General features: G+C 49.8%; 6 protein-coding genes and 1 pseudogene. 6 read left to right on the top strand and 1 reads right to left on the bottom strand.

Annotated elements, in window-relative coordinates; translation table 11 throughout:
• The first annotated feature begins 123 nt into the window (after positions 1 to 123).
• The 3 genes from MLD24_RS21295 (at position 124) to MLD24_RS21285 (ending at position 3,483) form a co-directional block, all read left to right on the top strand.
• Positions 124 to 984 (top strand): hypothetical protein, encoded by an 861-nt coding sequence (locus MLD24_RS21295; protein WP_248169324.1) that lies wholly within the window; start codon positions 124 to 126, stop codon positions 982 to 984.
• Entirely contained in the window at positions 972 to 1,697 is a 726-nt protein-coding gene (locus tag MLD24_RS21290; RefSeq protein WP_248169322.1) for a hypothetical protein, read from the top strand. The genes MLD24_RS21295 and MLD24_RS21290 overlap by 13 nt, the downstream gene beginning before the upstream one ends.
• Positions 1,698 to 1,815: 118 nt before the next feature.
• Positions 1,816 to 3,483: a DUF262 domain-containing protein gene (locus MLD24_RS21285; protein WP_248169320.1), complete on the top strand. Its 1,668-nt coding sequence runs from the start codon at positions 1,816 to 1,818 to the stop codon at positions 3,481 to 3,483.
• A gap of 115 nt (positions 3,484 to 3,598) precedes the next feature.
• Here MLD24_RS21285 and MLD24_RS21280 read toward each other — a convergent pair whose 3' ends face one another.
• A complete protein-coding gene (locus MLD24_RS21280; RefSeq protein ID WP_248169318.1) occupies positions 3,599 to 4,393 on the bottom strand; it encodes a BRO-N domain-containing protein in 795 nt (264 codons plus the stop codon).
• Between the two features lie 575 nt (positions 4,394 to 4,968).
• Here MLD24_RS21280 and MLD24_RS21275 point away from each other — a divergent pair.
• The 3 genes and pseudogenes from MLD24_RS21275 to MLD24_RS21265 all read left to right on the top strand — a co-directional run.
• Positions 4,969 to 5,334: a hypothetical protein gene (locus tag MLD24_RS21275; RefSeq protein ID WP_248169316.1), complete on the top strand. Its 366-nt coding sequence runs from the start codon at positions 4,969 to 4,971 to the stop codon at positions 5,332 to 5,334.
• A complete protein-coding gene (locus MLD24_RS21270; RefSeq protein ID WP_248169314.1) occupies positions 5,312 to 5,770 on the top strand; it encodes a hypothetical protein in 459 nt (152 codons plus the stop codon). The genes MLD24_RS21275 and MLD24_RS21270 overlap by 23 nt, the downstream gene beginning before the upstream one ends.
• A 15-nt stretch (positions 5,771 to 5,785) precedes the next feature.
• A pseudogene (locus MLD24_RS21265) lies at positions 5,786 to 6,018 on the top strand (hypothetical protein); the annotation flags it as partial.

Genomic DNA, 6,018 nt, shown 5'->3' with positions numbered 1-6,018 from the left:
AATCGCCGTGGTACGTGATCCGTATGCCCGGTGATGTGGGAGGAGGGGCATCGTGAGGTGCCTCCCTATCCCGATTAGCTGTCCAGGTCACTCAGTGGAATCTTCGTGAAATAGGGATTGGATATGAAAAAAGAAGATCTATCAGTCGGAATAACAGGTTTTATCGATATTCTTGGTTTTGGTGAAAAAGTTAAAAATTCCAAGACAATAGAGGATATTGAGGATATACGTTCAAGTGTAAAAAAAATTCAAAATGAATTCGATTTCGAAACCGAGGATAAGCTGACAGCGGAAGTACAGCAGCTTAACAGCACGACTGTCCTCGCTTTCTCCGACTGTGTCGTTGTAAATATTCCATTGGAGTCAGAGTCTACAAAATATTCTGGGACATTTGATCCAATCATGAGTGAGTTAGCCGGTTTTGCATACGCACAGGGAAACTGCGTTCAGGACTCACTCTTCATCAGAGGTGGGTTGGAGTTAGGGTGGTGGTATCAAGAGGGCCATACTTTAATTAGTCAAAGCATGGTTGGCGCAGTTAAGAGAGAAGAAAGTGCCTGTGTTCCGGTGATTGCTCTTTGTGAGGAAATATACAATTATCTATCGGATCATGGTCACAGAAAATTCTATAGCGAAGATTACGACCCTATTAGAGGTATGTTCAGAAAGTATTGCTCAGACAAGGAAGAATTTTTCTACATAGACTATATCTCAATATGTGTAGAAGCTTTGGATTGGCACCGTTCCAAGAATCAAATGAGTGCTTACCGGAAAGCTTCTCCTGATGAAAAAGACGAGATTATGGTTTCAGGTTATCGTGAAAATGTAGATATCTGGCTTTCCAATCATGCTAGAAATATCGAGTCTGCTGCAAATTTATCGCCGAATGATAAAGTGAAAGATAAATATAAATGGCTGGCTTCTTATCATAATGATGTGACCAAGAGTTACAGCACAAATGAAGAATGTATTTGCAAAATATGATGCAGCTAATAATCGGCTGCACAGCGACCAATCTTCCGCCGCTTCGCGGCTCCAAACTGGCGCGTGAGCTGGGCGTTAGAGAGCTTTGTATGACAATACAAGATTCGAGTCCTGAGAGAAGAAATCTAATCGTCATCTCAGTTGGTATCATTGCATTTTTCGTCGGAGAGGCCTCGATCCCAGCTGATGAGATTAGGCTCGGAATAGTCTCGGTTACTTTCTCGCGTCCCGACGCACTTATAATTATGCTATGGCTTATTTTCCTTTGGTTTCTCTATCGCTATTGGGTAGTGCATCGTTCCTCTTTCGGTAAGGAGTTTCCTCCTGAATTAAATAGCTTTAAAAATTCGCTGTTGGTACGAAATTTTGTTGAGTCTCGCGTTGGTCAAAATTTAGCTATCGAAGTTGGAGAGCCTAACTTGAAAGAGCAAGGGTTAGAGATCGAATGGCTACGATGGCGTGAAGGTGGTCTTGAGGCCCGTGTCCTTGAGCGCACCCTCAATAGGGACGAAGATGGGGTTGTGAGAGGAAGGGGAGTCGTCAATGGAGGGAGTCACTCACTTGTTAGGTTTGACGGCTTCAGGGGGTGGTTAGTCACATTAAGGGTTATTGCGATTTGTCTCTTTTCCAAGCCTAGCTTTACGAGCTATGTTGTTCCCTTCTGTATAGCGACTCTTGCCGCAATGATCGGAGCCTGTAGTGTAGCATTCTAACAATGCCTGGCACGGCGACGTCTACTACATTGCGGCTTCGCCTTCATTTCGTAGCCGCTCGTGCTGAGCGGCGTTATACGAAATTGAGATTATCAAGGCTTTTAAATAGGGAATAGAAATGTCAAAAAAAATAACTGCAAAAGATCCAAAGCCAACGGCAGAAAGGATTGAACAGTTGGCCAATAGGGTTTTGGTAGGAGATATTATCCTTCCGGAGTTTCAACGGCCATTTGTCTGGAAGAGAAAGCAAATATTGGAGCTATTAGATTCAATATATAGAAACTACCCTATAGGCAGCGCTCTTTTGTGGGAATCTAGGCAGGAGCTTGCAAGTAAGAGGTCAATCGCCGATCTAGAGGTTGGTGAGCGAAGTCAGAATTACCCCGTTAATTATTTGCTTGATGGGCAGCAAAGGTTATCAACCATCTGCGGGTGCTTGCATTGGGAGCCAGGTGATCCGAAAAGCATCTGGAATGTGATTTTTGATTTGCGAAACGAAAAGTTCAGCCATATCGATCATACTGATGAACTACCTGCCCACCAAATACCTATACGCCGCTTATCCGATCCAGCTGAATATTTTAGAAAAATATCAGTTATTGATGATTCAGACCTAAGAAGCGTTGCGGACTTATTATTTAATAGGTTTAAAGATTACCAGCTACCTCTAGTCACTCTGGGCGATATGTCTATTAATGATGTTGCTCCGGTTTTTGAGAGGATTAATTCTACCGGCACTAGGCTCACGATTTATGATCTGATGCGAGCTGCAACGTGGAGCCCAGAATTCGATCTAGGAAAAACCATCGAATCTATTAAATCTTCCCTTGAGGAAAAAAAGTTTCACTCTTTTGAAAATAAAACTTTCTTGCGTTGTCTAGGGGCTGCTAGTGGAAGTGACTTTTCCTCAGGGAGTATTGATTCTTTAAGGCATTTAGAACCTGACACGCTTCATACGTGTGCAGACCAGATAAAAAGCGCTGCACAATTAGCCGTAGATTTTTTGAGTACAGAAGTAGGAGCACCTCGCGCTGAGGCTTTACCCTATGCTAATCAGTTTGCAGTCTTAATCGAATTCTTTAGGGCCCTGCCTAATCCAGATTATAGTCAACGGGCTGAATTGAAAAGGTGGTTTTGGCTGACCACTTTATCTGGTTACTTTAGTGGGTGGGATAGTGGTCAAATGGCTACTGATGCAAAAGCAATCAGGGATTTTGCTACTGGCTCTTCTACGTCAATTGATATAACTGCGTCAGTTCCTACTGCGTCTTTATGGGCAGCTAAGCCGTTTCGTGCAAATAGTGCGATATCAAAAATGATTGCTTTAATGTTTACAACGAAAAATCCTCTGGATATCGTAACCGGACAGCGGATAGATATAGACAAGTCTTTAGCTTGGTCGAATGATAAGGAGTTTCACCATTTTTTTCCGCAAGCTTATTTGAGTAAAAATGGTGTTAAAGCATCGAGAAGTAATGTTCCGGGTAATATTATACTGTTAACGTCTAAGTCTAATATCGCGATCTCTGCTAGTGCACCCAGTGTATATTTGAATAAGATAATTGAATCGGATGGTAGAGAAGCGCTAGTAAAACGATTGAAAAGCAATTTAGTCCCAGAAGAGGCTCTGGATGCTGCACTTAATGATGACTACGATTCATTTTTATCTACTAGAGCAACCTATTTGCATGCAATTGCTGAAAATCTATCAGGTGTGAATTCGGAAGGTCTAATAGAGGTGTCTCCAGAAGAAATAGATGATTCAGATGTAGACCCGACTGAGTAAGCGTATAACAAGTGACTGTGGCGTCAAGCCGGGGTTCCAGCACAACGCACGGCCGCCAACGGGCTCCTCCCCAAAACCAAAGGGCTGCCCCCACCCGGAAGCAGCCCTTTGTACCTCACTCCCCCTCATCCAAAAACAAAGAATACATATCCCGCTGCCCCCGGTTCGCCTTCTGCAACCGCCTCAACTCCGGGTGGTCCAGCGGAGCAACGATCCCCTGCGGCTCCAGGTCCAGGCAGACCAGGGTCGGGGCACTGAGAAACACTTTGTCATCCCGCAGCACCTGCTGAACATAGTCCTTCTCGAGCTTCCTCATGGCTCTGACCCACTTCAACGTGGGCTCGCGAAGCTGTTCCACCATGTGGATCGCATCCCTGGCCTGGTTGGTGCTGAGGTCTTCTACCCGGCGCACGCCGAAATGGTTGCGGATGCGCTCGTTGATGGCGTAGCTCGCGCCTTTTCCCTGGAAGCCGACGGTGACAGATCGGATGGCGGCGGCCAGCTGTTCGCGGAGCTGGTATGAAGCTCGGTCTGAGGGTGACCAGTTGGGCGTACCATAGCTGCCGGTTTTACGGATGGCTGGCAGGACTTCGTGAGTGACCCAGCGTTTAAACTTTTTGGCTTCGGGCTTTCGGGATTTGAAGATCAGGGAATAGAGGCCGGATTCGTTGATGAGGCGGACTGGTTTCTTGATGTTTCCACCCGTCGGTGTGCGACCCTCGATAGTATCTAGGGTCACCTCATCATCATCCAGTGTTCGCATAGCGTCGGATGGATTTTGAATGCCTAATGCCGTGCAGGCATCAGCAGCTACGAACCAAGGTTCCTCGTTGATCAGAATGACCCGAAGGTCGGTAGTAGAGAAGGTATATACCGATGGTGCGGGCGCACCTTGAGTGTGATTGTTCATGGCCTGGCTCCTTTGGAAATTACCACCGCAATCCTGCTGCTAATCAGGGGGGCGGGGACTATGCGGGTTAGCAGACCGGCCAAAGGAACCGGCAGGCCCGAAGGCCTCCCACACAGCCCCGCCCATAACGGCGGCACAGAGCCATGCTGCGAGCACAAAAAAACCGCGAACTCTAACTGGAGATGCGGCGTGCTCCCCTTTGGATTCGGGCTGCTAAACCCGGTCGCTGATTTTGCAGCGACGGCAACAGTATGCTTCTGGCGCGGTTTTGGTGTCAATATTTCTGAACTGTTTGTGCTGTGTTCTGTTCTATTTTGATCAAGGGGAACCCGCGTGGTTCGTCGGCTGGGCTGCTCCGAAGGGTTGGATGCCGGGTTGCTTTGAGAAGGTGAGGGCGGTGGTCGGCGGGCCTAACGGTCGGCAATTTTTCCCGGCAGTGCTCCTATAGTCCTCCATGGAAATTCGGAGAATTAATAAAGCCATGAAATCATTGATAAAAAATTAGCGGCTCGCCCAATCCATCATTGGAGCGACGCAAAACCGCCGAGAGGGCTCGGCGCCTGCTGTGGCGCGGCTTGTGGCTGAATTTGCTGCTGTTTTCTGAGGCTGATTTTCGATCATTTATTGCCCATTTTACCCATTTTCATATCATTGGTGCTCCAAAAGTGCTCCAGGAATCGGCTTGGAGCACCGTGCCAACTATTACCGTCAGAACCCGCGCCGATGGTAGCAAACCCTACTGGGCGGCCGTTCGGATCAAGCGCAACGGGCGATTAGTTTATCAGGAAAGCCGCACCTTCGACCGTAAGGCATTGGCGAAAGATTGGGCGGCAGGGTGCCCTGGTCGCGCTGAAGCTGCGGGCAAGGCACACCCAAGCGATTCCCCCGCCGCCAGGCCTGGCGACATGGACGCCACCGGTGGACCCGGAAAACCCGGATGACGGCGGCATCACACTGCAGTTCTGTCGGGAACAGGACGGCACCACCGTTCTCCGGTTTGGTTGCTGCAAAACCCCGGACTCCGACACCCTCATCATCCCCGTCAGGGAGGAATACTACGTGCTCAACACCGTCACACTCGCGCTACTGGATGGCACGCCCCTGCCGGCGGCGGAGTTCAGTGCGTCCATCGACGTCGACAGCTGGACCTGGTCCTGGTCGGCCCGTCTCCCGGGCAACGTGCTGCCCCTCATCGACCCTGGCAACACCGAGCGCACCGAGATCCTGGCGGCCCTCAACGGCGAACCCCTGCGCCTCACCGTGGCCACCATCCAGCGCGACCGCCGCTTTGGCGAGACCTGGTTACGGGTCAGTGGCCGTGGCCGACGTACTGGCGGAGCCCGTGGCACCGGTGATGGCCTTCAACAACGCCGGTGAACGCACCGTCCAGCAATGCCTGATGACGCCTTGACCACCAACGGCGTGCCCCTGGGCTGGTCCCTGGACTGGCAGATCGAAGACTGGCTGGTCCCGGCGGGCCTATGGTCTCACAGTGGCACCTGGATCAGCGCCGCCACCCGCATTGCCGAAGCCGGCGGAGCCTACGTACAGGCCCACGACACCAACCAGGTGCTGCGCATCCTGCCCCGGTACCCGACACTGCCGTGGCACTGGGCCACCACAAC

It is taken from the genome of Marinobacter xestospongiae, from assembly GCF_023156385.1.
Classification (GTDB): Bacteria; Pseudomonadota; Gammaproteobacteria; order Pseudomonadales; family Oleiphilaceae; genus Marinobacter; species Marinobacter xestospongiae.
Note: the sequence above shows the minus strand (reverse complement) of the source record. Positions and strands in the feature narration are given on the sequence as shown.